Origin of the sequence: Hyunsoonleella pacifica, from assembly GCF_004310335.1 — a bacterium.
Lineage (GTDB): Bacteria > Bacteroidota > Bacteroidia > Flavobacteriales > Flavobacteriaceae > Jejuia > Jejuia pacifica.
This window is the reverse complement of the sequence record NZ_SIRS01000005.1, coordinates 194,349-219,615: the sequence shown is the minus strand read 5'-3', so window position 1 is coordinate 219,615 and position 25,267 is coordinate 194,349. Positions and strand designations below refer to the sequence as shown.

21 protein-coding genes are annotated in these 25,267 nt (G+C 33.4%); 10 read left to right on the top strand and 11 right to left on the bottom strand.

The annotated features are described in order from the left end of the window. The 6 genes from EYD46_RS12970 (at position 1) to EYD46_RS12945 (ending at position 7,040) form a co-directional block, all read left to right on the top strand. Entirely contained in the window at positions 1-1,923 is a 1,923-nt protein-coding gene (locus tag EYD46_RS12970; RefSeq protein ID WP_130937601.1) for a DUF3857 domain-containing protein, read from the top strand. Next, positions 1,923-2,249: a nucleotide pyrophosphohydrolase gene (locus EYD46_RS12965; RefSeq protein WP_130937600.1), complete on the top strand. Its 327-nt coding sequence runs from the start codon at positions 1,923-1,925 to the stop codon at positions 2,247-2,249. The genes EYD46_RS12970 and EYD46_RS12965 overlap by 1 nt, the downstream gene beginning before the upstream one ends. Positions 2,250-2,293: 44 nt before the next feature. Further along, a complete protein-coding gene (locus EYD46_RS12960) occupies positions 2,294-3,511 on the top strand; it encodes a 3-phosphoshikimate 1-carboxyvinyltransferase (RefSeq protein WP_130937599.1) in 1,218 nt (405 codons plus the stop codon). 80 nt (positions 3,512-3,591) lie between these two features. After that, entirely contained in the window at positions 3,592-4,641 is a 1,050-nt protein-coding gene (gene queA / locus EYD46_RS12955) for a tRNA preQ1(34) S-adenosylmethionine ribosyltransferase-isomerase QueA (protein WP_130937598.1), read from the top strand. A 357-nt stretch (positions 4,642-4,998) separates the two neighbouring features. Continuing rightward, positions 4,999-6,039 carry a 23S rRNA (adenine(2503)-C(2))-methyltransferase RlmN gene (gene rlmN, locus EYD46_RS12950; RefSeq protein WP_130937597.1) on the top strand — a complete coding sequence of 347 codons (1,041 nt, stop codon included), beginning with the start codon at positions 4,999-5,001 and terminating at the stop codon, positions 6,037-6,039. Positions 6,040-6,062: 23 nt separating this feature from the next. Then, positions 6,063-7,040: a polyprenyl synthetase family protein gene (locus tag EYD46_RS12945; protein ID WP_130937596.1), complete on the top strand. Its 978-nt coding sequence runs from the start codon at positions 6,063-6,065 to the stop codon at positions 7,038-7,040. Positions 7,041-7,096: 56 nt separating this feature from the next. Here EYD46_RS12945 and EYD46_RS12940 read toward each other — a convergent pair whose 3' ends face one another. From EYD46_RS12940 to EYD46_RS12900, 10 genes are all read right to left on the bottom strand, one after another. Next, a complete protein-coding gene (locus tag EYD46_RS12940) occupies positions 7,097-8,068 on the bottom strand; it encodes a transglutaminase family protein (RefSeq protein WP_130937595.1) in 972 nt (323 codons plus the stop codon). A gap of 7 nt (positions 8,069-8,075) precedes the next feature. Further along, positions 8,076-9,002, bottom strand: coding sequence for an alpha-E domain-containing protein (locus tag EYD46_RS12935; RefSeq protein ID WP_130937594.1), 927 nt, complete (start codon positions 9,000-9,002; stop codon positions 8,076-8,078). Between the two features lie 4 nt (positions 9,003-9,006). After that, positions 9,007-10,449 carry a circularly permuted type 2 ATP-grasp protein gene (locus EYD46_RS12930; RefSeq protein ID WP_130937593.1) on the bottom strand — a complete coding sequence of 481 codons (1,443 nt, stop codon included), beginning with the start codon at positions 10,447-10,449 and terminating at the stop codon, positions 9,007-9,009. A 244-nt stretch (positions 10,450-10,693) separates the two neighbouring features. Beyond that, the gene (gene def / locus EYD46_RS12925) at positions 10,694-11,311 is read right to left on the bottom strand and encodes a peptide deformylase (protein WP_130937592.1); all 618 of its coding nucleotides are present in this window, start codon (positions 11,309-11,311) and stop codon (positions 10,694-10,696) included. A gap of 28 nt (positions 11,312-11,339) precedes the next feature. After that, positions 11,340-12,617, bottom strand: a complete 1,278-nt coding sequence (rodA, locus tag EYD46_RS12920) for a rod shape-determining protein RodA (protein WP_130937591.1) — start codon at positions 12,615-12,617, stop codon at positions 11,340-11,342. Beyond that, the gene (gene mrdA, locus EYD46_RS12915; protein ID WP_130937590.1) at positions 12,617-14,554 is read right to left on the bottom strand and encodes a penicillin-binding protein 2; all 1,938 of its coding nucleotides are present in this window, start codon (positions 14,552-14,554) and stop codon (positions 12,617-12,619) included. Before mrdA ends, rodA begins: the two co-directional genes overlap by 1 nt. Next, entirely contained in the window at positions 14,554-15,057 is a 504-nt protein-coding gene (locus EYD46_RS12910; protein WP_130937589.1) for a rod shape-determining protein MreD, read from the bottom strand. The genes mrdA and EYD46_RS12910 overlap by 1 nt, the downstream gene beginning before the upstream one ends. Further along, complete coding sequence (gene mreC, locus EYD46_RS12905; RefSeq protein WP_130937588.1) at positions 15,050-15,868, bottom strand: rod shape-determining protein MreC; 819 nt, start codon at positions 15,866-15,868, stop codon at positions 15,050-15,052. The genes EYD46_RS12910 and mreC overlap by 8 nt, the downstream gene beginning before the upstream one ends. 11 nt (positions 15,869-15,879) lie before the next feature. Then, positions 15,880-16,035 (bottom strand): hypothetical protein, encoded by a 156-nt coding sequence (locus EYD46_RS17795; protein WP_165454384.1) that lies wholly within the window; start codon positions 16,033-16,035, stop codon positions 15,880-15,882. 23 nt (positions 16,036-16,058) lie between these two features. Further along, a complete protein-coding gene (locus EYD46_RS12900) occupies positions 16,059-17,087 on the bottom strand; it encodes a rod shape-determining protein (RefSeq protein WP_130937587.1) in 1,029 nt (342 codons plus the stop codon). 269 nt (positions 17,088-17,356) lie between these two features. Between EYD46_RS12900 and EYD46_RS12895 the strand changes: the two genes are divergently transcribed. The 4 genes from EYD46_RS12895 (at position 17,357) to EYD46_RS12880 (ending at position 23,062) form a co-directional block, all read left to right on the top strand. After that, positions 17,357-19,879 carry a T9SS type A sorting domain-containing protein gene (locus tag EYD46_RS12895; protein ID WP_130937586.1) on the top strand — a complete coding sequence of 841 codons (2,523 nt, stop codon included), beginning with the start codon at positions 17,357-17,359 and terminating at the stop codon, positions 19,877-19,879. Between the two features lie 169 nt (positions 19,880-20,048). Then, entirely contained in the window at positions 20,049-20,489 is a 441-nt protein-coding gene (locus EYD46_RS12890; RefSeq protein WP_130937585.1) for a hypothetical protein, read from the top strand. Positions 20,490-20,571: 82 nt separating this feature from the next. Beyond that, a complete protein-coding gene (locus EYD46_RS12885; protein ID WP_130937584.1) occupies positions 20,572-22,323 on the top strand; it encodes a tetratricopeptide repeat-containing sensor histidine kinase in 1,752 nt (583 codons plus the stop codon). Next, the gene (locus tag EYD46_RS12880; protein ID WP_130937583.1) at positions 22,316-23,062 is read left to right on the top strand and encodes a LytR/AlgR family response regulator transcription factor; all 747 of its coding nucleotides are present in this window, start codon (positions 22,316-22,318) and stop codon (positions 23,060-23,062) included. Before EYD46_RS12885 ends, EYD46_RS12880 begins: the two co-directional genes overlap by 8 nt. 489 nt (positions 23,063-23,551) lie before the next feature. Here EYD46_RS12880 and purH read toward each other — a convergent pair whose 3' ends face one another. Next, a complete protein-coding gene (purH, locus tag EYD46_RS12875; RefSeq protein ID WP_130937582.1) occupies positions 23,552-25,084 on the bottom strand; it encodes a bifunctional phosphoribosylaminoimidazolecarboxamide formyltransferase/IMP cyclohydrolase in 1,533 nt (510 codons plus the stop codon). Positions 25,085-25,267: the final 183 nt, after the last annotated feature.

Sequence of the window (25,267 nt, the reverse complement as noted above, 5' to 3'; positions counted from 1 at the left end):
ATGAAAAGAGTGTACATCATAGTATTGTTAACGATTTGCGTTCGTGTTTTGTCAGCTCAATCTGAAATAAAGTTTGGAGAGGTTACAAAAGAAGAACTATTAGAAAAAGAATATGTAAACGATAAATCAGCCAATGCAGTAGTATTATACAAAAATAGATTAACATATTATTCCCAAAATTTTGACTTAGTTACCGAGGTTCATGAGCGTATAAAAATATATAACAAAGAGGGCTTTGATAATGCAACAAAGCGAATAAGCCTTTTCAAATCACGTTCCTCCAAGGAATTATTAGGAAGATTAAAGGCATATACCTACAATTTAGAAAATGGGGAAGTTGTTAAAACGAAACTTGATAAAGAACAAATATTTGAGGAAAACATAAGCTATAACTATAAAGGCGTTAGTTTTACCATGCCGAATATTAAAGAAGGTTCTGTTATAGAGTTTAAATATAAAATTACATCACCTTTCATTTGGAATATTGATGAGTTTAAATTGCAATACGACATTCCTATAAAAAAAGTAGATGCAGAATTAAGAACACCAGATGGACTCAACTTTAAAGCTACCCAAAAAGGGTTCTTGTTTATAAATTCACAAAAAGGTTATTCTGGTTCGAATATGAATACCGTTAAATATACCATGGTAAATGTTCCAGCTTTAAAACAAGAGCGTTATGTTGATAATATGGACAATTACAGATCTGGGATAATGTTTGAATTGGTTTCTATCGAAATACCAGGGCAAATGCCTCATACCTATGCTACTAGTTGGTCAGATGTTGCTAAAACAATCGGTAATTCAGAGGATTATAAAGATAAACTTGATAAAACAAGATCATTCGATGATGATCTAGATTTGCTCCTAAACGGATTAAACAAACCAGAAGAGAAAATGAAACTTCTGTTTAAACACGTTAAAAATAAAATAACGTGGAATGGCATTGATGGTAAATATTTTTATAATGGAATAAAAAAAGCCTTAAAAGAAAAGAAAGGAAATGTGGCAGACATAAATTTAACGCTTGTTGCAATGTTAAGGTATGCAGGTATTGATGCCAATCCAGTAGTGTTAAGTACCAAAGATAATATTATACCTTTTTTTCCTACAGTAGATAGATTAAACTATGTAATAGCTTATGCTGAAATAGGAGAGGAACGATATTTTTTGGATGCCACGGATGAGTTTAGCGATATAAATGTGCTTCCAATTAAGGACTATAACTGGAAAGGTATATATATTAATAATTTGAATAGAAGATGGAATTTAATAAATATCAAGCAACCAGAGCAGTCAAAAGAGCAATACATGGTTCAAACAGAAATTAATGAAGATGGTAGTATTCAAGGTCATTTAAGCTCTAGGTGTTCTAAACATAGTGCGCTAAAAATAAGAAAGCGATTTAAAGACAAGGAAATGGACGCTATTATTACTGATAGAGAATCTGCAATGGATAATATAGAAATTTCCGAGTATAAATTAGAAAATATAGATAGTTATGAAGGTTTTGTGAATGAATCTTTTGATTTTTACTACGAAAATGGGGTAGATGTTGTTGGCGATAAATTGTTTTTCAATCCTTTTATGTTTTTTGCAATTGAAGAGAACCCTTTTAAGCAAGATAAAAGAGAGTGCCCTATTGATTTTGGTGCGCCTTTTAGTCAGAATTATATTATCAACATAAAGCTTCCAGAAGGATATACTGTAGAATCCCAACCAGAACCAGTTGCTATGAAAATGCCTAAAGATTTGGGTAAATTTGTTTACAGAATGAGACCAGCTGGGAATAGTTTACAATTATTGGTTAATTTTGATATAAATAAAGCAATGATAACTACGGTAGATTTTCCTTTTTTAAAACAATTATTCCATAAAATGATTATTAAAGAGGCAGAACAAGTAGTACTAACAAAAGTATAATGGATATAAAAAACGCTCAAAAAATAGTTGATAATTGGATTAATGAACACGGCGTGCGTTACTTCAATGAGCTTACCAACATGGCGCAACTTACCGAAGAGGTAGGAGAGGTAGCTAGAATTATAGCACGTCGCTATGGAGAACAAAGTGAGAAAGAAAGCGATAAAGATAAAGATTTAGGGGAAGAATTAGCCGATGTACTTTTTGTAGTACTGTGTCTTGCTAACCAAACAGGGGTTGATTTGCAACAGGCCTTTGATAAAAGGATGGATAAAAAAGCAAAGCGAGACCATGATAGACATCACAATAACCAGAAATTGAAATAATTTATAATTATATTTGACGCTTCTAATTTTAGAAGCGTTTTTTAATGGATATTACTCTACAAAAGTCAACAATACAAAAGCAATCAGCTATACAAATTACAGGTTCTAAAAGTGAATCTAACCGATTACTTTTATTACAAGCACTTTTTCCAGAAATAGAATTGAAAAATGTTTCAAATTCTGATGATAGTAATTTAATGACTAAGGCATTAGCATCAAAAGAAGAATTGGTTGATATCCATCACGCAGGTACTGCAATGCGTTTTTTAACTGCTTATTTTGCGGTTCAAGAAGGTAGAAAAACCATTCTTACAGGATCTAAGCGCATGAAAGAGCGCCCCATTAAAATTTTGGTAGATGCTTTAAGGGAATTAGGAGCTGAAATTGACTATGTAGAAAATGACGGTTTTCCTCCGATAAAAATAACTGGGAAGAAGCTTTCAAAACATAAAGTATCATTAAAAGCTAATGTAAGTAGTCAATATATTTCTGCATTACTATTAATAGCTTCAAAATTAGAAAACGGTATTGAATTAACTTTAGATGGAGACATTACATCTGTGCCATACATTAATATGACGTTAAGTCTATTAAATGAAATAGGAGTCAAAACATCATTTCAAAATAATGTTATCAAAGTTTACCCTTCAAAGACAAATCCAAAACCATTAGTGGTTGAGTCTGATTGGTCTTCAGCATCATATTATTTCAGTATAGTTGCTATTAGTGAGGTAGGAACACAAATAGAGTTATCGTCATATAAAGAAAACTCGTTACAAGGAGATTCCTGTTTAGTTGCTATTTATAAGCATTTTGGAGTAATATCAACTTTTAAAGAGAATTCAGTTGTATTAAAAAAAGAAGCTACACAAATAAAGCCATTGGCCTTAGACTTAAAAAATGCTCCAGATATTGCTCAAACTATTGCAGTAACCTGTTTCGTTTTAGGAATTTCTTGTGATTTAACAGGGCTTCATACTTTAAAAATTAAAGAAACAGATAGACTTGTAGCTCTAAAAACCGAGATAGAAAAGTTAGGTGGGACAATTGAAATTACAGATAAATCGTTGCATTTAAAAGTATCAAAAAACATTAAGCCTATGGTGTCAATTACTACATATAACGACCATAGAATGGCAATGGCATTTGCACCAGTAGCTCTCAAACAAGATATAATAATTGAAGATGCAGGTGTAGTCTCAAAAAGTTATCCAACATTTTGGGAAGATTTGAAAGCTATTGATTTTAAAATTTCAGAATAATAATCAGTTATTTACTTGACAACCCCTATCCTCAGATTGTATATTTGCAACTTTGTAAAAATTACTTAAACACATAATCCATGAAATTATCGAACTTCGGTTTTGATTTGCCAGCAGAATTATTAGCAGAGTATCCTTCAGAAAATAGAGATGAATCTCGTTTGATGGTCTTAAATAGAAAAGAACAGACTATAGAGCATAAACAATTTAAAGATTTAATCAATTATTTTGATGAAGACGATGTAATGATTCTTAACAATACCAAAGTGTTTCCAGCACGTTTATATGGTAATAAGGAAAAAACAGGAGCTAGAATTGAGGTGTTTTTATTGAGAGAATTAAATGAAGAACAGCGTCTTTGGGATGTGTTAGTAGATCCGGCGAGAAAAATAAGAATTGGTAATAAACTATATTTTGGTGATGATGAAAGTTTAGTAGCCGAAGTTATAGATAATACCACATCAAGAGGACGTACATTGCGTTTTCTATACGATGGCTCTTATAAAGAATTTAGAATAAAACTTAGAGAGCTTGGGCAAACACCATTGCCTAAATACATTAAAAGAGATGTAGAGCCAGAAGATGAAGAACGTTACCAAACTATTTTTGCAAAAAACGAAGGCGCAGTAGCAGCACCAACGGCAGGATTACACTTCTCAAAACATCTGTTAAAGCGTTTAGAAATTAAAGGAATAAATTTTGCCGAAGTAACATTACATGTAGGTTTAGGTACATTTAACCCGGTAGAGGTAGAAGATTTATCTAAGCATAAAATGGACAGCGAGGAGATAAAAATAGGCCCTCAAGCGGTAGATATTATAAACACTGGTATAACTAATAAAAAACGCGTTTGTGCAGTAGGGACAACCGCAATGCGTACCATAGAAAGTGCCGTGTCATCAAGTGGAATGCTTAATGAAATGGATGGTTGGACTAACAAATTTATATTCCCGCCATACGATTTTAGTATTGCAAATTGCATGGTAACTAATTTTCATACACCAAAATCTACGTTGTTAATGATGATTTCAGCTTTTGCTGGGCATGATTTTGTAATGGAGGCATACCAAGAAGCCATCAAGGAAAAATATAAATTTTACAGTTATGGCGATGCCATGTTAATCATATAAAAAAGAGTCCTGCATTATGCGGGACTTTTTCTTTTTAGGGCGTTACCATGCTCTGTCGTGGTTGGGCCTGCCTGTCGGAAGGCAGGCTTTCATGAGTCGTTCTCTGGGAGGAGCTCCAACAATCGTTCAAGCCCTAACGCAAACTTATCAGCTAGCAACTTTCACAAGTAAAACACTATGTTATTTGTTAAATTATAAGTAATAGAAAAGAATATTCATGATAAGAGATAATAAATCGATCATTCTAACTTTTTTGTGCTTTTACGATAAGTTTTAGATAAGGCTCAGTATCAAGACTATAATTCCTAATTCAAACATCGCAATTCGAAAAACCTTTCACTATTTTTGCAAACGCAGATGAGTACTTCAAAAAAAGACATACGTGCATTAACAAAAGAACAACTCAGAAATTTTTTCGTTAGCCAAGGCGATAAAGCTTTTCGGGGTAATCAAGTATATGAATGGCTCTGGCAAAAATCGGCGCATAGTTTTGAGGAAATGACTAATATTTCAAAAGAAACACGCCAAATGCTAGAAGACCATTTTGTTATCAATCACATTCGTGTAGATACTATGCAACGCAGTAGTGATGGTACTATTAAAAATGCAGTAAAGCTACACGATGGCTTGGTGGTAGAATCCGTATTAATACCAACAGCTACAAGAACAACAGCATGTGTTTCCAGCCAAGTAGGTTGTAGTCTAGATTGCCGGTTTTGTGCAACAGCACGTCTTAAGCGAATGCGAAACCTTAACCCAGATGAAATTTACGATCAAGTAGTAGCCATCGATAATGAAAGTAGGTTATACCACAACCGCCCACTAAGCAATATAGTATTTATGGGTATGGGAGAACCACTAATGAACTACAATAACGTATTAAAAGCTATAGATAAAATAACATCAGATGAAGGCTTAGGTATGTCGCCAAAACGTATAGTAGTTTCAACATCGGGAGTGCCAAAAATGATAAAGAAAATAGCAGATGACGGCGTAAAGTTTAAGCTTGCAGTGTCTCTACATTCTGCAATAGACGAGGTGCGAACCTCTATTATGCCATTTAATGAAACCTTTCCTCTAGCAGATCTAAGGGAGGCTTTAGAGTATTGGTATGCCAAAACCAAAAATAGAATTACTTACGAATATGTAGTTTGGAAAGGGATAAATGATCAAAGAAAAGATGTAGATGCATTAGTGCAGTTTTGCAAGTTTGCACCCAGTAAAGTAAATTTAATTGAGTACAATCCCATTGACGATGGCGAATTTCAACAAGCGGATTCAAGGGCTATAGATATGTATCAAAAAATACTAGAGGCTAATAATATTACAGTAACAATTCGTAGAAGCAGAGGGAAAGATATTGATGCTGCATGCGGACAATTAGCAAATAAGTCTTAACAAATGGTATATTTGCAAATCCAATGAAAATAGTAGAGCAAATAAAACAACCTATAGCTTATGAGATGGAACTGTTTGAGCAAAAGTTTCAACTGTCCATGTCAAGTAAAGTTGCGTTGCTTAATAGAATTACCCATTATATTGTAAACCGAAAAGGGAAGCAAATGCGCCCTATGTTTGTGTTTTTAGTAGCAAAAATGGTATCTGATGGAGAGGTAAGTGAACGCACCTATCGTGGTGCATCAGTTATAGAGTTAATTCATACAGCTACTTTAGTACATGACGATGTGGTGGACGACAGTAATCGTCGTAGAGGTTTTTTCTCAGTAAATGCACTTTGGAAAAATAAAATTGCTGTTTTAATTGGAGATTATCTACTCTCGAAAGGCTTATTACTCTCCATTGATAATAACGATTTTGATTTATTGAAAATTATATCCATCGCAGTTCGTGAGATGAGTGAGGGGGAATTGTTACAAATTGAAAAAGCCAGGAAATTAGATATAACTGAAGACGTATATTACGAAATCATTCGCCAAAAAACAGCAACCCTAATAGCAGCCTGCTGTAGTTTGGGTGCAGCTTCGGTAAAACCAAAATCTCAGCATGTTGATAGCATGCGTAAATTTGGAGAGTTAATAGGGATGGCATTTCAAATTAAAGATGATTTGTTCGATTATGGCGAGACCCAAATAGGAAAGCCTACAGGCATAGATATTAAGGAACAAAAAATGACGTTACCTTTAATTTATGCTATAAACCATGCAGATAAAAAAGATAAAAAATGGCTAATTAACTCTGTTAAAAACCATAATAAAAATGCTAAGAGGGTCAAGGAAGTTATTACTTATGTGAAAGATAGTGGAGGGTTAGATTATGCGATATCTAAAATGAAAGCATTTCAGCAAAAAGCACTACTAATGCTTGAAGACTATCCAGAATCAGAATACAAAGATTCACTAGAATTGATGGTAAATTATGTAATTGATAGGAAGAAATAGAGTGTTTTTTGTCCACTTATTTTTCTTCGAAATAATTACCAATATCAAAAAAAATACTACTGCTGCTGTTGTTGCTGTTGGATGAACTCTAAATTTCGTCGATAGCTGTTAATGGTAATCTTCTTTTCAGTAGTTTTTGATTTTTCTGCATCAGTAGATGTAACAGCAATATCATTATAATTTTTAGTGTTGCTTACATGTACTTTTACAAAAAGACTATCCGTAACGTGTCCTTTATAAACACCTTTAACTGGTGCGCAATCTTTATAATTTTTTCCTACTGCTAGTTTTACATGATGCTCTGATGCTACTAGATTATTAGTAGGGTCTAAACCTAACCAACCGTAAAAGGGAATATAAACCTCTATCCATGCATGGGTAGCACCCTCACCGCGTGTTTTAGAATCTCCAGGACATATATAGCCACTAACGTATCTCGCAGGAATGCCTAACATACGTATCATCTGCAATAATATATTGGTAAAGTCTTGACATACTCCTGCCTTTAATTCCCATACTAAATCTAACTTAGAATCTACATTAGTGATACCTTGTATGTATTTAAAATTGGTATAGATGAACTCACAAAATTCTAAAGCAATTTTGTAGGGGGTAATTTCAGAAAGATGCTTTTCATTAATCATCTCAAAAATTTCAGGAGTACCATCAAAAGAGATATACTTTAAATAGTCTATAAATTGAGAGTCATTTTTTAAGGACTTCAAAAATTCCCACTGTTTGTTTGGTGCCGCATTATCTTCTGGAAAGATAATAGGAGATGTAATAACCTCAATTTCAGATTCTATTGATAAAAAATTATGTGGTTCAACTAGCATAAATGACCCAACAGCATTAGAATAGAAATCTTGGTGGACGTGAATATTTGGATTCCCGTTTATTAGAATTTTTTGGTACGTTACCTTTTGAAATTCATTGTTAAAAGGGTATAAACGTATTTGGTTAGCACCATCAATTACATCGCCACTGTACGTGTATTTTGTAATATGTTTTATATAGTATAACGACATACAAGTATTAACTTTTAGTGGAGAAATATACGTTATTAATACTCATGGAGATGTTTCTAATATCTTGTTTTATGTTTTCAATAAAATTCTCTAACCCTTGCTCGTTTATGTTTTCAATAGTAGTGTACTTTATGGTGCTTTCTAGTTTACCAAGCAAAAATTCTAAATCGTTTTTTACGAGTTCATTGGTTCTTATAAGTAAATTAATATGTCTACTTAATTTGTTAACACAGTAGTACAGCGATTTTGGAAATAATTGTTCTTGAAAAATAACACGTATTACATGATCTTCCTGAAGGGATGACTTGTATTTCTTAAGAAACAATTGATAAGCTCCCACAGATAGAAGTAAGTTTTTCCAATGGAAACTGCGCTCTAAACTGTCAGATGTTTTTGCAATTTGCACAAGTTTCATAGATGTAAAATCAGAAATTTGAATAACGCGTTCTAAAAACTTACCTACGTTCATAAAATAGTATGCTGCTCCTCTCTCCTGCGTAATATCAATATTACCATAATGTAACAACTGATAATTTAACAATCTGTCTAGAAATACAACGGGGTCTTGTTGTTTTAATTTTTCTGGTAAATTACTGTCTTTTAAGTACAAGAAGTAGCTGTTAATGCCTAACCACAATTCCCTTGGTATGTGTTCTTGAGCACTTCTGGCATTTTCTCTTGACTTTGTAACCAGATTTATAATAGAATTAGGGTTATCAATATTAAAAACCATAAAGTCAATACATTCTACAGCGTTTTCTGTTTGAAATGTGCTATCTGGTCCAGCATAATTTTTGATAATAGGTGTCCAAGAGAATAGTTCTGGAGAATCTTGGTTTGCAGAAAAATTTACTTTAAGTAGCCTTAAAATACTATACCCGCGCTCCATATAGCGATTCATCCACATTAAGTTATTTGCTACTCTGCTTAACATAAATTTATTTTATTACCCATGTGTCTTTACTGCCTCCACCTTGAGAACTATTTACAACTAATGAACCTTTTTTTAATGCAACACGTGTTAGGCCACCGGGGCATATTTCAATTCCATCTGGACCATAGATGGCAAATGGCCTTAAATCTACACACCTAGGCGATAATTTTCCATCTATAAAACAGGGAGCAGTAGAAAGTTTTAAGATGGGTTGGGCTATATATGCAGCAGGGTTTTTATCTACGGTTTTAAAATAAGCTTCGATATCTTTTTTATTGGCTTCGTGCCCCATAAGCATGCCATACCCGCCACTACCATCTGTTTTTTTGATTACCATTTTAGAAATATTATTTTTTACATATTCTAAATCTTCAGGTTTCCCCAATTGGTAAGTTTCAATATTCTTTAAAATAGGCTCTTCATTCAAATAGTAGCGAATCATATCAGGAACAAATGTATAAACCGCTTTATCGTCTGCTATTCCTGTTCCCGGTGCATTAACTATGGTAACGTTGCCTTTTCTGTAAGCAGACATAATACCAGCTACGCCTAAGATACTGTTGGCATTAAATTCTAATGGATCTAAATAATCGTCATCAACACGTCTGTATATCACATCAATACGCTTTAACCCAAATGTGGTTTTCATAAAAACTGTATGATCTTTAACCACTAGATCGGAACCTTCAACGAGTTCTATGCCCATTAAACGTGCTAGTGTAGTATGCTCGTAATAAGCCGAATTGTATATTCCAGGAGTTAATAAAACTACATTCGGGTCGGGTTGATTACTACAAGCTTTTAATTTTTTGTACAGTATGTTTGGGTAGTTAGATACTGTAAGAACGTTACATTTTGGTAAAATACCTGGGAAGATACGTTTAGAAATTTCTCTATTCTCTAACATATAGCTTACACCAGAGGGGGTTCTTAAATTATCTTCGAGAACATAAAATTCGCCGTCGTTATTTCTTATTAAATCTACACCGGTAATGTGAACATAAATATCATGTGGTGGTGTAACTCCCTTCATTTCGCGTAAAAAATATGGGCACGAATACACCAAATCAACAGGTATTATGCCGTCTTTTAAAATATATTGGTCATGATAAATATCCTTTAAAAATAGGTTTAAAGCGGTTATACGTTGTTTGATACCAGTTTCAATTTTTTCCCATTCTTTGTAGGTTAGGATTCTTGGTAAAATATCGAAAGGAAAAATTTTCTCAATACCTTTTTCATCATTGTAAACAGTAAAGGTAACACCTTGGTTCATAAAGAGTTGTTTGGAAAGATCCTCTTTTTTAGTCAGTTCATCTTCCGATGTGTTACTTAAATAACTAGTAATTGTATTATACTGTTCGCGCAATTTTTGGTTAGTGGTAAACATTTCATCCCAAGTATCTTTTAAAAAATCATAAGAAGAAAAAAGTGATGAATTTTGCATACTTTGTTTTTGAGAGTCTTTCAATAAAATTTAAAAAAAGATAAATAATATTCATGAATAATGCTATTGCGATGAATATAAATTATTAAAATAAGTGTTTAGATGAGTATTAAATAAAGATTTCGTAAAATAAGGGTGTTTTATTTTGGTTCCTTATATTTCTCTTTGCTAAAAACTGCCTCAGGAATCTATATATTACCTCAAATAATAACGAAGGTAAAACCTCGATATAGGAATGTATGTTTTAGTTTTTTAATTCTTTCTGCAGATGGTCTAGATATAAAATCCCATTAAGGTGATCGATTTCATGTTGAAAAATAACTGCAGTAAATCCCTCAACGGTTTCAGATTTATATTGCCCTTGCATCGTATCATACTCAATGATAATTTTCTCTGACCGACTGCTAAGGGTTTCGCTCCTATCAGGGATGGAAAGACATCCTTCCCTTACCGTTTGTGTTGTTGTAGAATAATTAATGATTTTGGGGTTTAGGTAAACTTCAAAAGGTAAACCCTCCTTATCCAAACGTTGCACCCAAATAATGTTTTTTAAAATACCAACTTGCGGTGCTGCAATACCAACACCCATAGACATACTATCTCTTACTGTGGTGTACAAACGCTTAACGAATTTTTTAAGTACGATATTTTCGGGGTCTGGTTTAATATATGTGCTTTTAGTTCGCAATACTAAAGAGTCTGTTGTGCTAGATATTTTATACACGCGCATTGGCGCTAAACTATCTCCATTTGTAATAAGCTGTTTTTCTTCTGATGAAAAAGAAAAGGATTTTAGATATTTAGAGCTAGAACAACCAGAAATTAAAAGAATACTAAATGCAAAAAATATAATTTTTTTCATTTGGATAAGTTGATTAAATACGAGTTATCTACCATTCGTTAATCCGATTAGAATCCAATTTAATAAAAATAAATAGTAAAATAGTGAATGCCCATAAACCGGACCCACCATAACTAAACATTGGTAGAGGAATACCTATAGTTGGAATTAATCCCATAACCATACCAATATTAATCATAAAATGCATAAAAATGATAGAAGCAACACCATAACCATATACACGGCTAAACTGTGATTTTTGAAGTTCGGCTAAATGCAAAACTCTTAGTATAAGTAGTACAAAAAGTATCACAACAAGGGTGGTGCCCAAAAAGCCCCATTCCTCGCCTACGGTACTAAAAATATAATCGGTATGTTGCTCTGGTACAAACTTACCAGTAGTACGAGTACCTTCCATAAAACCTTTACCTGTAAAACCTCCAGAACTTATGGCTTTTTCAGATTCGTTGAGGTTGTAGGCAAATGTACGTTTCATAGCCTCTAGTTTTTCGGGGTCTTTTTCTAAGCCTAACCATAAGCTAATTCTATCTTGTTGATGTGACTTTAATATACTTTTGTAAAAAAATTGTAAGCCAAAACTTAAGGAAGCACTTATAATGATTACAAATACACTTTGAAGTATTGAAACTTTACGTTTGCTAAAAAAATATAGAAATAACATTACTAAAGTAGCTATAACAGTAGTAACTAATGCACCAAATTTAAGAGCAAGTATAGAGAGTAGTACTATCAAACCACCAATGATAAGGTATGTTTTTGGTAAACCTTCACGGTATAATACAAAAAAGAAAGCACCATAAACTACAGTACTCCCAGTATCATTTTGTAACAAAACTAAAATGGCAGGAATAAGTATAATAAGGAACGTACGAAGTTGGTCTTTTAGTGTGTTTATATCTGTGTTTAAATCACTTATATATTTAGCAACAGCAAGAGCAGTAGCGGCTTTGGCAAATTCACTAGGTTGAAGGGTAAAACTTCCTATAGCGTACCATGAGGTAGCACCATTTACATTTTTTCCAAAAAGAAAAAGCCCAACAAGAGATAACATTGAGATAATATAAAAAATACTTGCAAAGCGTTCATAGAACTTGGCATCTATAGCTAAGAGCAATACTATTAATATTAGAGTTAAGCAAATAAATGCTAATTGTTTAGCAAAGGGTTTCGTGAAATCAAAATAATTAATATCTGTTCCCGTATGCGAAGCTGATAAAATGTTAAGCCAACCAAATCCTACTAAAAGTAAAAAAATAATAATAGTAACCCAATCGAATTTAAAATATCTATTTGATTCTCTAACCATTAGTTGGCAGTAGTGTTAAGTTGGTTTAACTTACGTTTTAAACGGTAGTACTCTGGTTCTTCAATAATTTGCAATTGCGTTTTACCATTAATATTAAAAGGAATTCCTGAATAAGGTTTAGCATATTCGTTTTCTAATGAATGCTTTAAAAGCCACTCTTCCAAATCTGTTCTCGTTATCTGTCCTTTAATATGTTTTTCAATCATTAAACTTGCTACTTTCCCAGCAAAACGGCTACCCCAATAACCATTTTCAACAAAAACAGCAATGGCAATCTTGGGATTTTCCTTAGGAGCAAAAGCAACAAAAATGGAATGGTCGGTTAGTTGTGTTCTTACACTATCGATAATCGCAAAGTTTTCTACTGTACCAGTCTTACCACAAATGTCAATACCTTTAATGTTTAAGAATTTTGCTGTTCCGTTTTTGTAAACAGCATGCATCCCCTCAATTATGGGTTCAAAATGAGTTTTGTCTATCGTAGTATATTTTGGCTTTGTAAAATTATCTGGCAGTGTCTCATCCTCAATATTTTTAATAATATGTGGTGTGTAATAATACCCTCTGTTGGCAATGGCGCAGGTCATATTAGCTAGTTGTATGGGGGTAGTAACTACTTCTCCTTGTCCTATAGCATTAGAGATAGTATATGTTGAATAAAATGTTTTTGGGTATACGTGTTTATAATACGCCCTATCTGGTATACGTCCTTTTTGGCCTACATATAAATCATTATTTAAAAAATTACCAAGCCCAAAACTTTGTGCATGTTTGCTCCAAGTATCAATACCTACAGATGCATTACCAGATTTGTCTAAAATACGTCTATAAGTCGTTGCAAAGTATGCATTGCAAGATTCTTGTATGCCAGTAATCATATTATTACGTCTTCCTCTATAACAGTGACATTTCATAAAGCGGTTGCCATATTTGTAGCCAGCATAACATGTGATTTTTTCATCTGGCGTAATAACATCTTCTTGCAAAGCAATTAAAGCATTCATAAGTTTAAAAGGCGAACCCGGTGCGTAAACGCCCTGAATACTTCTATTAAATAATGGATTAGCAATTTTGTCACGTAATAACTTAGTAAAGTTTTTTGAACGCTCTCTACCCACTAGGATATTAGGATCGTAAGTAGGTGCAGCTACCATGGCTAAAATTTCTCCGGAAGAGGGCTCAAGGGCAATTACACCACCACGTTTGTTTTCCATTAGCAGTTCGCCATAAGCTTGTAAGTTTGCATCAATAGTTATGGTTATGTCTTTGCCCTGTTCTGGCAGGGAATCAAACTTACCATCTTTGTATGGACCAATATCTTTGTTAAATCTGTCTCTTAAAATACGCTTAATACCTTTAACGCCTCTCAAGGTTTTTTCGTAAGATGCTTCTACTCCATTTTTTCCTTTTAAATCTCCCATTTGGTAGTAAGGATCGTTCTTTATATCTCTGTTGTTTACTTCTCCAATATCTCCTAGTACGTTAGCTCCAATAGTGGTTTCATATTTTCTTAAAGGTCTTTTTTGAATATAAAAACCTTCAAACTTTCGCATTTTTTCTTGAAGTACTGCGTAATCTTGCTTAGAAAGTTGCGGGACAAAAGGAGAAGCTAGTCTGGGAGAGTAGCGTTTAGCGCGGTCTAGTTTTTTATCGTAAGTTTCTCGTGATATTTTTAAAAGCTTACAAAATTCATCGATATCAAATTCTCCAACTTCTCTAGGTATAACCATAACATCATAAGAAGGTTGGTTGCCAACTAGAAGTTTTCCATTTCTGTCATAAACAAAACCGCGTTTAGGATAATCCCAAACTTTTCGTATGGCATTGTCATCATGTAAACTATTTGACCGTCCTTTATAAATTTGCAGGTAAAATAACCTACCAATAAAGGTAAAGCCACATAGAATAACCAATAAGAAAAGTAAAAATTGCCTCATTAGTTTTTTCGACTAAAAATGATTGAAATTAACGTAATCATTAAAATAGTAAATATACCTGAGAATAACGTTTTTTGAAATACCATTAGTATCCTAGAAATACTAAATATTTCTAAGGAAAATAAAATAATGTGATGTAATAAAGCTAATAGAGCTATATAAGTAAGTTTTGCTCCAAAGTCCGTATTATCAAACTTAACATTATTATGCTCATACATAGTACCAAATGAGAACTTCAAAAAGGCGGGTCTTGCATAAGCAATAAAAACAGAAGCAGAGGCATGAATACCACCTGAATCCGAAAACATATCAACCGTTAATCCTATTAAAAAAGCAAGAAATAGAAATAACAAACGGTTATTTTTTATAGGATAGAAAATAATAAAGATGATATAAATGTATGGATTGATATAACCTAAAAAATTAATGTGATTAAACAGTATTACCTGAAATAATACAAGTAAAATAAACCTAATACTTTGTCCAGTTATAATACTATTCATTGGTGTTTTCTAGTAAAGTTTCAATCTCTTTTTTATTGGTGTTTTTAATAATATAAACATGCTCAATACTAGTCATGTCGTTAAATAATTTCACATCTATCTCATAGAAGTTTTCAGTGGCGTCTAGCTTAGAATTTAATACAGTTCCAACAGGTATGTTTTTAGGAAAAATTAGGGATTGTCCTGAAGTAACAATGGTATCGCCTACTGAAACAGGTGCTATTTTTTCAACATCAATAAGTTGAATAATATTTGGAGAATTACCATTCCATGTTAAAGAACCAATATGTCCTGATTTTTTAAGAGTAACGCTAATACTGCTTTTAGAATTTAAGATGGAAATTACCCTCGCGTAATTGTTGGAAACACCATCTATAATCCCAACAATACCTAATGTAGAAATTACACCAAAGTCTTCATTAATACTATCGTTTTTGCCTCTATTTACTAATAAAAAATTATTGGTTAAACTGTAATTATTACGAATAACATTAGCTGCAGTATAGGCGTAATTTAGCGTATTAGGAATATGCTCTGTTGTAGAATCATTATCCGTTTTACTATTGAATAATAATTCATTTAAGCGTTTATTCTCTTCAGCTAATAATTGATTTTGAGCTCTTAAGTCAAAATAAGAACTAATATTGTTTACTGAATTATAAACACCGCCACTTAAAAAATTAGCAGAATTAACAAACCTACTTTTATGATAAGAGTGAGATTGAATTGTGAAAATAAGACCAATACCAAAAAGCAATAAGAACAATAAAAAGTTTTTGTTCCGTATTATAAAGTTTATAATCTGTTGCATGGTTTATTAACCTAATTGTTAATGGTTGTATTTTGGACGTTACCACGCTTTGGCGTGGTCGGGCTTTTCACTATATCTTTTTTGCTACAAAATGCAAAAAAGGATGCCGCTGCAATCCCTAACGCATAAGATGCATTTGTGGATTTTAAAATAACGTCCTTAAACATATTACAGCATTTTTAAAAAGGGCTTACTTTATCAATACACTTTTATATTTAGGTAAGTTTTTAAGTGTAATACCTGTACCTCTAACAACAGCTCGTAAAGGGTCTTCGGCAATATAAACAGGTAAATCTGTTTTTTGCGATAATCGTTTATCTAAACCACGTAGCATGGATCCTCCACCAGCTAAATAAATACCTGTATTGTATATGTCTGCGGCTAATTCAGGAGGTGTTTGTCCTAAAGTTTCCATTACTGCATCTTCAATTCTCAAAATTGATTTATCAAGTGCTTTTGCAATTTCTCTAAACGAAATTGAAACTTGTTTTGGTTTTCCAGTCAATAAGTCGCGTCCTTGAACACTCATATCTTCTGGAGGTAATTCTAAATCTTCGGTTGCAGCACCAATTTGTATTTTAATTTTTTCAGCAGTACGTTCTCCAACATATAAATTATGCTGAGTTCTCATGTAGTATACAATATCATTGGTAAACACATCTCCTGCAATTTTTACCGATTTATCACAAACTATACCCCCAAGTGCAATAACAGCAATTTCAGTAGTACCACCACCTATATCAACTACCATATTTCCTTTGGGTTGCATGATATCTACACCAATACCTATAGCAGCAGCCATAGGCTCGTGAATTAAATATACTTCTTTACCATTTACACGTTCAGCACTTTCTTTTACAGCACGCATCTCCACTTCAGTAATTCCAGAAGGAATACAAATTACCATGCGTAAAGCTGGAGTGAAAAATTTCTTTTTTAATGCAGGTATGTTTTTAATAAACATACTTATCATTTGCTCTGAGGCATCAAAGTCTGCAATTACACCATCTTTTAAAGGACGAATGGTTTTAATGTTTTCATGGGTTTTTCCTTGCATTAAACTCGCTTCCTGTCCTACAGCAATAATTTTATTGTTAACCCTGTCTCTGGCTACAATAGAAGGCGCATCCACAACTACTTTGTCGTTATGAATAATCAAGGTATTAGCAGTACCTAAATCAATAGCTATGTCTTCGGTTAAGAAGTCAAAAAATCCCATATGATATTAGAAGTTTAAAGTGGTTTAAAAACGAATCCCGTAAAAGTAATAAAAGTTCATAAATATTTAAGTTTAATAGTATATCAAAATATTTAAAATCGAAAATATCTCCCTAATTGATACGCTTTGTCTAAGTGATACATTACTCTTTTTACTGAGAAAAGTCAATTTTAACATTTGAATTTTCAAAATGTAAGATAGCTAACATTTTGAATCATTGTTGGTTGTTAGTTTTATCAATCAATAATTAACAAATAAAAAATCAAAAGATGAAAAAAGAATTACCCGTGTGGAAATTTATGAAAACGTGCTTTTTGATGATATGCTTTTTAAGCGTATTATTTCATGCAAATGCACAAGATGTTAGGTTTACTAACGTAGACCCAACATCAGATGTTTTAACTATTACAAATCCAGGATCTATGTTAGTAGATCTAACAGGTTATCAATTGTGCTTAGGTCCCAGTACTTATGTTTCAATAGGATCACTAACCCCAATAAGTGGTAGCGCTATGTTAGCTGCAGGAGCAACTGTAACTTTATCATACACCATGGACGATGCCATGGATGGTTTAAGTTTATTTAGTAATAGTAACTTTGGTTCATCAAACCCTACTGATTTAATTGATTATGTACAGTGGGGTGCTGGTAGTCAGCCTCGAGTTTCACAGGCAGTAACTGCTGGTAGATGGGATAATGCAAGTAATTTTGTTTCTGGTAATGTACCTTATACTACTATAACCGGTGGATCTGCCGCTTCGTGGAGTGCATGTAATGCTGAAGGCGGAGCGATTCAAATCGCTGGAACTACAGACACTACAGCCGAGATTTGTGTAGGCGAAGGTGTAGTAGATGGAATAGAAGTAGAGTTTGTAGATGCCGGAGTGCTAAGTGGTGCATCATCAACATGGGTAATCACGGATCAAGCCACAGGAGATATTTTGGGAGCCCCAGCAACACAGCCAGCTGGAGGTTTTAGTTTAGAAGGCGCACCAACAGGAATCTGCGATATCTGGTACTTGAGATATACAGGCGATATAGGTTTAGGCAGCGCAACGAATGTTGCAGACTTAATTGGCTGTTTCGATCTGTCCAACCCAATATCAGTATCAAGAAATGCAGTAAATGGTGGGGCTATCCAAATCGCAGGTACTACAGATACCACGGCAGAGATCTGCGTGGGAGAAGGCACTGATGATTTGATAGCTGTAGAGTTTGACGATTCGGTAGCACGTTCAGGCGATAGTGCTACATGGGTAATCACGGATCAAGCCACAGGAGAGATTTTAGGTGCTCCAGCTACACAACCAGCAGGTGGGTTTAGTTTAGAGGGCGCACCAACAGGAATCTGTGATATTTGGTATTTAAGATATACAGGGGATATAGGCTTAGGTAGCGCAACGAATGTTGCAGACTTAAGTGGCTGTTTCGATCTGTCCAACCCAATATCAGTATCAAGAAATGCAGTAAACGGTGGAGCGATACAAATTGCAGGCACTACAGATACCACGGCAGAGATCTGTGTGGGAGAAGGTACCGATGATTTAATAGCCGTAGAGTTTGATGATTCGGTAGCCCGTTCAGGAGATAATGCTACATGGGTAATCACGGATCAAGCCACAGGAGATATTTTGGGAGCCCCAGCAACACAGCCAGCTGGAGGTTTTAGTTTAGAAGGCGCACCAACAGGAATCTGCGATATCTGGTACTTGAGATATACAGGCGATATAGGTTTAGGCAGCGCAACGAATGTTGCAGACTTAATTGGCTGTTTCGATCTGTCCAACCCAATATCAGTATCAAGAAATGCAGTAAATGGTGGGGCTATCCAAATCGCAGGTACTACAGATACCACGGCAGAGATCTGCGTGGGAGAAGGCACTGATGATTTGATAGCTGTAGAGTTTGACGATTCGGTAGCACGTTCAGGTGATAGTGCCACATGGGTAATTACAGACCAAGCCACAGGAGAGATTTTAGGTGCTCCAGCTACACAACCAGCAGGCGGTTTTAGTTTAGAGGGTGCCTCAACAGGTGTATGTGACATCTGGTATTTAAGATATACAGGGGATATAGGCTTAGGTAGCGCAACGAATGTTGCAGACTTAAGTGGCTGTTTCGATCTATCTAACCCAATATCAGTATCAAGAAATGCAGTAAATGGTGGGGCTATCCAAATCTCAGGTACTACAGATACCACGGCAGAGATCTGCGTAGGCGAGGGTACCGATGATTTAATAGCTGTAGAGTTTGATGATTCGGTAGCACGTTCAGGCGATAGTGCTACATGGGTAATCACGGATCAAGCCACGGGAGAGATTTTAGGCACTCCAGCGACACAGCCAGCAGGCGGATTTAGTTTAGAGGGTGCCCCAACAGGTGTATGTGACATCTGGTATTTAAGATACACAGGAGATATTGGTTTAGGAAGTGCGACTTATGTGTCTGATTTGAGTGGATGTTTTGATCTTTCAAATGCTATTTCTGTAACACGATTAACAGGAACGGATTGTAGCTCACTATCAACAAACGATTTTGAAACTAATTTTAATGTGTCGTTATATCCAAACCCTACTCATTCCTCTGTTACCATTAGTTATAAAGGAAACAATAGTCTGAATTTAAATATTAAAGTTTTTGATATTTTAGGAAAACAGCATATAGGGACTTCTACACCCTCAAGTAATAGAATGACGTTAGATTTAAGTCAGCTTTCTAACGGTACATATTTTTTAAATATTACCGATGAGGATTCTGGAAGTAGTATAACAAAAAGAGTAGTTAAAAATTAAAATAATCATAATTATATAATTTAAAAGAGCATTTACGGATGCTCTTTTTTTTTATTTAAATAAGTATTTAAACCTATTTATTTGTATTTAATCGATTTATTTTATACTATTGGATGATTTTTCAAACAAAAAATAATTACAATCATTAACTTAAAACCCCCAATTTATCATGAGTACATCAATTTTAAGTGTAACTACACCACCAGGACAACCTATTAACCAAAACTTGATAAGCATCACAAATTTAAATTCTCAAATTGAATTTGATTATAATTCATCAAGTTTAAAACCTTTAGCACCGCTTGTGCAAGTTAGTTTTAGCCCTGAGGGGAATTTACAAGTAAGTGCAGTAGTATTTGTAGCGTCTTCTGAAACGCCAAACTTATCTGCTGTAAATCAGGAATCTGTTATTTCTGATTCTGGTGAGACACAATTGGACTTTTTCATTATTTACGATGCACCAGAGCAGAGTTACCAAACTTTTAATGCATATCGTGTGGATTTTGTAGTTGAAAACCCTCCGTCTGATTTAGTACAAATAGAAACCTTTTTATGGGATAGTGATCCAGTTACATCTAGAGGAACAGTTACGGGAGTACAAGGAAAATAAGACTCTCATTATTAAAGAAACAAAAACCGCAAGTGAACCTTGCGGTTTTTTTTTAAATATATTTGTCTTTTGATCTCTCATTATGAATAGAATCATAAAGTTTAGCATATTACTTCTATTTCTGCTTTTTAGATATTATTTATCTTCTCAAGAAGTAACTCAAAATGATGTATTTCGTTCTGAAATTCTAAAAAAGGCAAATCAACATAAATCTGATGTAGACTTTTATAAGTCCGCATCTTTTTTTGTAGAAGAGGAATGGGATTCTACATTGGTATACGCCATGCGCTATCTTAATACAGCTAAGCAAAATATTGATTTAACTGATTATAGCCATTACTTTAGAGGGTTTAGTTTTCTAAGCAAAAGCATATATCAAGAAGCTGAAAGAGAATTTAAACTAATATCTCCTAAATTTGAGTATTATCCATTAGTTAAAATGCGTTTGGGGCAGATTGCTTTGGAGCAACATGAATTTGAAAAAGCTATATCTTATTTTAAGGAATTAATAGGATCGCCCAAGGATGTTAATAATAATTTTTTTATAAGAAAGGGAGATATACTCGAAAATATTGGATTATGCTATTTGCACCTAAAAAACTTTAATAAAGCAGAGCCTTATTTGTTACAAAGTGCAAAAGACAGGGAGCTAAAAAAAGATACCTTGGCTTTAATACTAACATATGGTAATATTGCTAATTTATATTACGAGCAATATAAAGACGACATGGCGATTCCATATTTTGAAAAGGCATACCGTCTTTCTAAAAATATTAAAGCTTTTAATGAAAAACTGTTGACATCCATGAATATGGCAGTAGTTGAAGAAAATCGAAAAAACTTTCAAAAAGCCCTAGTTTATAGAAAAGAATACGAACAATGGAAAGATTCTTTAAATGATCAAAATAAAATATATGAAGTAGCTCAAATTGAAAAGGAATTTGCCGTTAAACAAAAACAACAGGAAGTGAACTTGTTAGAGGCCGAAAATAAAGCAAAAGTCAAGGAACGCAATAGTTTGCTATATTCTGCAGTAACACTTCTAATTTTGTTAGGCGTTACCTTTTACTTTTACAAGGAAAAAAATAAAACTAATAAAATTATTCTTGCTCAAAAGGCCCGTTTAGATGAGCTTAATGTTGCAAAAGATAAACTATTTTCAATTGTAAGTCATGATTTAAGATCCTCAGTAAATGCTTTGAAAATGAGTAATACTAAGTTGTTAGATGATATAGGAACTAAAAACTTAGATACTATTAAAGATGCTCTGCAAAACAATAGTAGTATTGTAAATGGTGCCTATAACTTGTTAGATAATTTATTGCATTGGGCGCTATTACAAACTAAACAATCCTATTTTCATATAGAGTCATTACGCTTGTTTTTTATAGTAGAGCAAGTAGCATATAATTACAAAGCCATAATGGAAGATAAAGGTATTGATTTTTCTATGTCAATTTTAAAAACAGATAAAGTGTTTGCTGATCAAGAATCACTTAAAATAGTATTGCGAAACTTACTGGATAATGCTATAAAGTTTTCTGAAGCAAACGATAGTATTAAGATTTATACAGAACATCCAAATGGCATCTATTGTAATTTAATTGTAGAGGATAGTGGTTTAGGTATGAGTAAAACTACACTCGAAACCTTACAAAAGGATACAGGGACACTTGCTAAAAAAGAACATGAAGGCACTATTGGTACAGGTTTAGGGTTACAACTTTGCAAATCTTACATCAAAAAGAATAATAGTAAGTTTACAATAGAAAGCACATTAGGAAAAGGAACTAAAATGGTCGTATCTTTACCAAAAACTACACCAAATGCATAAGGTAAATGTCTTAATAATTGAAGATACACCTGCCGAAAGTAATGCGCTTGTTACAACATTAAAATCCTATAATTATAATATTGTAGGTGTGGCCACTACATTTTCGGATGCACTACAAATGTTTCATAGTAATTCTGTCGATATAGCAGTAGTAGATATTTTTTTAAATGGAAACCCTGAGGGTATCACATTTGCAGAAACCATAAATGCAACACCAAACGCATCAATACCTTTTGTTTTTTTAACGAGCAGTACAGATAGGGCTATATTTGAACGCGCCAAACTTACTCAGCCTTTTAGTTTTTTAATAAAGCCGTTTAATGAGCTAGAGATTTTGTATGCTTTAGAAATGGCAGTAGAAAAATTTTATAAACAGCCAGATGTATTCTTAAGTGAGGCTGAAGATACCATTATAAGTAACGAATATCTCTTCATAAAAAAAGGAAAATCACTTAAAAAGGTGTATACAAAAGATATTATTTGTATTGAAGTGGAAGAAAGGTATTGTAACATCATATCGGAGCAAGATAAGTTTGTCATCTTAATTTCACTAACAAAACTCCTTAAGTTGTTAGATAACAATGTCTTCTGTAGAACGCACCGTAACTTCATTGTGAATATTAATAAAATTGAAGAAATAATACCTGCTGATAACCTTATTTTGCTTTCAGGAAACCACAAAGTAACTTTAAGCGAAACCTATAAAGATCTTTTAAAAAGACTAACAACGCTTAGGTAGAAAGCTATTTCTTACTGTTGTACAACCTGTTTAAAATAAATGAAAAATTTCATTACAAACTATTCTTGTTTCATACAACAGATTTTCCGTTTCATGTCATTTTTTCTAAAATAGTTTAGTATCACATTTATATTTACCCCAGAATAAGAAAGGGATTAAGTAGTATATGTGTTCAAAGGAGAAGCATAGAAAGAAAGATACAAATAATATGGAAGAAACAGGAAAAATTAAAACAAATTATTTACTTTATTTTTTGATGATAGCAGTAGTTGTTCAGTTAAGCATTTTAATTTATAGACTAGTTATATTAACCTCTGTTTAATCACAGTTCGAATCATATATAGGTTAAGGCATGCCCACACTAAACGTTTTATAATTGTCTTTTATTGATAAACTTAATTAAGGGATAAGTTTATTTATTAGTATAGGTTCGAAAAAAAAGAGCACTCAATAAGAGTGCTCTTTTTAAATAAGATTAATTATCTCTTTTTAATGCTTAAAATGACGCGTACCTGTCATTACCATAGCTATATCATTATCGTTGCAATAATCAATACTTAACTGGTCTTTAATAGAACCACCAGGCTGAATCACAGCATTTATTCCTGCATTATCAGCAATTTCTACACAATCAGGGAAAGGGAAAAATGCATCACTAGCCATTACCGCACCATTCAAATCAAAATTAAAAGAGCCAGCTTTATGAATAGCCTGTTGTAAAGCATCTACACGACTAGTTTGCCCGGTACCACTTGCACACAATTGCTTGTTTTTGGCTAAAACAATAGTATTAGATTTGGTATGCTTACAAATTTTTGAAGCGAATAATAAATCGTCTATTTGTGCATTAGTAGGCGCAATATTAGTAACAGTTTTTAAGTCTTCAGCAGTGTCAGTAATAGTATTTCTATCTTGAACCAACACACCATTTAAACAACTACGAACGTTTGTTTTTGGCATATCTATATCATGAATTTGTAATAAAATACGATTCTTTTTTCCTTTTAGTATTTCTAAAGCTTCAGGAGAAAAAGAAGGTGCTATTACTACTTCACAGAATAGTTTATGGATTTCTTCAGCAGTAGCTACATCAATTTCAGTATTGCTAATTAATACACCACCAAAAGCTGAAACAGGATCCCCGGCTAAAGCATCAACATACGCCTTATGAAGTGTATCACGTTGTGCTAAACCACAGGCATTATTATGTTTTAAGATGGCAAATGTAGGCGCATCGTTTTTAAATTCTAACATTAAATTTACTGCAGCATCAACATCTAAAAGGTTGTTGTAGCTCAATTCTTTACCATGAAGTTTAGTGAATAGTTCGTCAAAATCTCCAAAGAAAAATCCTTTTTGATGTGGGTTTTCACCATAGCGTAAAACCTTGCCTTTAGTTTCACTTAACTTTAAAACAGTCTCTTTGTTATTTTGATTAAAATAATTAAAGATAGCTGTATCGTAATGTGAAGACACATTAAAAGCTTTTGCAGCAAAACGTTTTCTGTCTTCTTCAGAGATAGTACCGTTGTTTATAGAAATTAATTCTAAAAACTCATTGTAATCATCAACAGATGATATACAAATGACGTCAGCATAATTTTTTGCTGCTGCACGTATTAAGGAAATACCTCCAATATCTATTTTTTCAATGATGTCCTGATTACTAGCGCCAGAAGCAACAGTTTTTTCAAAAGGATATAAATCAACAATTACAACATCAATTTGTGGAATTTCATATTCAGCCAATTCTGCAACATCTCCATCATGGTTTTGGCGGTTTAAAATACCACCAAATACTTTTGGATGTAATGTTTTTACACGACCTCCCAAAATAGAGGGATAAGAAGTAACATCCTCTACGGGTACTACATTAATTCCTAAATCGTTAATAAAAGTTTCTGTACCTCCTGTAGAATAAATGGTAACACCTTGTTTGTCTAACTCTTTTACGATTGGTGCTAATCCGTCTTTACTAAAAACCGAGATTAATGCAGATTTAATTGTTTTTTCGTTGCTCATTGCTTAGAGATTCTTAAAGTTCTATTTCTTTGAAAAAGAGAACAGTACTGTTGTGGTTTGGTTAAAAAGTTTATGTTTTAAATCAAAATGCAAAAGTAGCTATTTCCTTAAGAAATGCAATCTCTATTTGTTTGAAAAAGAGGGCATTTTTTTAACGAAAGCGAGAAGTTGTTAACAGAGAAC

Coding starts and splice junctions, on each gene's coding strand:
- EYD46_RS12970 (WP_130937601.1), top strand. CDS start 1: ATGAAAAGAGTGTACATCATAGTATTGTTAACGATTTGCGTTCGTGTT.
- EYD46_RS12965 (WP_130937600.1), top strand. CDS start 1,923: ATGGATATAAAAAACGCTCAAAAAATAGTTGATAATTGGATTAATGAA.
- EYD46_RS12960 (WP_130937599.1), top strand. CDS start 2,294: ATGGATATTACTCTACAAAAGTCAACAATACAAAAGCAATCAGCTATA.
- queA (WP_130937598.1), top strand. CDS start 3,592: ATGAAATTATCGAACTTCGGTTTTGATTTGCCAGCAGAATTATTAGCA.
- rlmN (WP_130937597.1), top strand. CDS start 4,999: ATGAGTACTTCAAAAAAAGACATACGTGCATTAACAAAAGAACAACTC.
- EYD46_RS12945 (WP_130937596.1), top strand. CDS start 6,063: ATGAAAATAGTAGAGCAAATAAAACAACCTATAGCTTATGAGATGGAA.
- EYD46_RS12940 (WP_130937595.1), bottom strand. CDS start 8,068: ATGTCGTTATACTATATAAAACATATTACAAAATACACGTACAGTGGC.
- EYD46_RS12935 (WP_130937594.1), bottom strand. CDS start 9,002: ATGTTAAGCAGAGTAGCAAATAACTTAATGTGGATGAATCGCTATATG.
- EYD46_RS12930 (WP_130937593.1), bottom strand. CDS start 10,449: ATGCAAAATTCATCACTTTTTTCTTCTTATGATTTTTTAAAAGATACT.
- def (WP_130937592.1), bottom strand. CDS start 11,311: ATGAAAAAAATTATATTTTTTGCATTTAGTATTCTTTTAATTTCTGGT.
- rodA (WP_130937591.1), bottom strand. CDS start 12,617: ATGGTTAGAGAATCAAATAGATATTTTAAATTCGATTGGGTTACTATT.
- mrdA (WP_130937590.1), bottom strand. CDS start 14,554: ATGAGGCAATTTTTACTTTTCTTATTGGTTATTCTATGTGGCTTTACC.
- EYD46_RS12910 (WP_130937589.1), bottom strand. CDS start 15,057: ATGAATAGTATTATAACTGGACAAAGTATTAGGTTTATTTTACTTGTA.
- mreC (WP_130937588.1), bottom strand. CDS start 15,868: ATGCAACAGATTATAAACTTTATAATACGGAACAAAAACTTTTTATTG.
- EYD46_RS17795 (WP_165454384.1), bottom strand. CDS start 16,035: ATGTTTAAGGACGTTATTTTAAAATCCACAAATGCATCTTATGCGTTA.
- EYD46_RS12900 (WP_130937587.1), bottom strand. CDS start 17,087: ATGGGATTTTTTGACTTCTTAACCGAAGACATAGCTATTGATTTAGGT.
- EYD46_RS12895 (WP_130937586.1), top strand. CDS start 17,357: ATGAAAAAAGAATTACCCGTGTGGAAATTTATGAAAACGTGCTTTTTG.
- EYD46_RS12890 (WP_130937585.1), top strand. CDS start 20,049: ATGAGTACATCAATTTTAAGTGTAACTACACCACCAGGACAACCTATT.
- EYD46_RS12885 (WP_130937584.1), top strand. CDS start 20,572: ATGAATAGAATCATAAAGTTTAGCATATTACTTCTATTTCTGCTTTTT.
- EYD46_RS12880 (WP_130937583.1), top strand. CDS start 22,316: ATGCATAAGGTAAATGTCTTAATAATTGAAGATACACCTGCCGAAAGT.
- purH (WP_130937582.1), bottom strand. CDS start 25,084: ATGAGCAACGAAAAAACAATTAAATCTGCATTAATCTCGGTTTTTAGT.